We start from the raw sequence: 1,307 nt of genomic DNA, 5'->3' as shown, positions 1-1,307 counted from the left end.
CGGCTGCGCATAGGCGTCCCGCAGGGCATGTCCAGGACGGCCAGCCGGTCCTGGGCCATCCTCCTGGTGGACAGATTCTCCACCTCCATGCACGCGGTACAAGCCTGCCGGAGCCGGCAGGAAAGGACAGAGCCGGGCGTGCGCGCCGGAAGAACCGCCGCAGTCAGAAACGAGCATTTCACCGTTATCCCAGAAAGGGTCCGAAACCAGCTCACCACATCCATAAAACACCAGCAATCACAGCCCACCAAACGTAACCACCCAAGCATCAGACCCACCAGCAATCACGAAACCACCATCACCAACACATCCCAAGTGCACCAACCAGCGCAGACAGCAATCACGTCCAGACAAGCCACAATCAAACCAAATTCAAGAGATGGACCTCTTGCATTAAAATGCGGAAAATCAAGCGTTATCGTTGAAATAACGCCAAATTCTGCGCACGATACGCGAATCCGACAAAATTCGGCTGCAAGGACAAGCACAAAATCAAAAAACTGCGCAGGAACCAATGCACGAAACAAGCGAGATCAACAGCCTTTATGTGGGCCGCTGCCTGTAATGCAGCAAGCCATATCTGCCGACCAAGGGCAAGAGGAAGATCCAGCGATTCTGCTCACCACAGTGCTGAAACAACTGCTACTGCAACGAGGACAAGGACGCCCTGAACCGGTTCGCTGACAAGTCAAAGATGACCCGCCAGCACGGAAAACAGACAACGGATGCCGAACGGAAACCTTGAGTCCTGCCCCTTTGACAAGAACCGTCACCGCGTAGGTATACTGAATTTAGTAAGAGAAAATCCCCGCCTGCCGGAAACAGAACGGGGAACAAAACTAAGCAATAGAGAGTATACCTCCTTATGGAAGAATTCGCCAATCAGAATCCACAGCCCATAGGCGGGCCGCAATGGAAGCAGCTCAACAGGCAGCGCCGGGTCTACCTGATGCCCGACTTCTGCCGCATATCCCTGCCCATCCGCAACCCCGGACCTGACACAGCCGAATGGGTGCGCGTCAACGGCAGCCGAACCTACGTCCTCCACCCGCAGACCGTGACGACCCCGGGGAAGGGCGTCACCCACATCTGGCCGTACGGGAAGAAGGCCAGGCTGCTCATGGTGTGGATAAGCACCCAAGTCGTGCGCCAAAAGAAACACAACGCCAGCCGCGTCATCATGCTCCCCTCCACACTGCGGCAGCTGATGGAGGACCTGGGCATCCAACGCAAGCCCCGTAAAACCGATTACGAGGACTTCAAACGCCAGATCAGCGCCCTGTCCTACTTCGACATGACCATAACCG

1 protein-coding gene and 1 pseudogene are annotated in these 1,307 nt (G+C 55.9%); one reads left to right on the top strand and one right to left on the bottom strand.

Annotation, left to right across the window (positions count from 1 at the left end; genetic code table 11):
* Window positions 1-284 precede the first annotated feature (284 nt).
* Window positions 285-527 carry a hypothetical protein gene (locus CI603_RS08960; RefSeq protein ID WP_147438290.1) on the bottom strand — a complete coding sequence of 81 codons (243 nt, stop codon included), beginning with the start codon at window positions 525-527 and terminating at the stop codon, window positions 285-287.
* A 338-nt stretch (window positions 528-865) separates the two neighbouring features.
* Here CI603_RS08960 and CI603_RS06300 point away from each other — a divergent pair.
* Window positions 866-1,307, top strand: a pseudogene (locus tag CI603_RS06300) (replication protein RepA); the annotation flags it as partial.

Source organism: Bifidobacterium sp. wkB338, assembly GCF_003688325.1.
Lineage (GTDB): Bacteria > Actinomycetota > Actinomycetes > Actinomycetales > Bifidobacteriaceae > Bombiscardovia > Bombiscardovia polysaccharolytica.
Note: the sequence above shows the minus strand (reverse complement) of the source record. Positions and strands in the feature narration are given on the sequence as shown.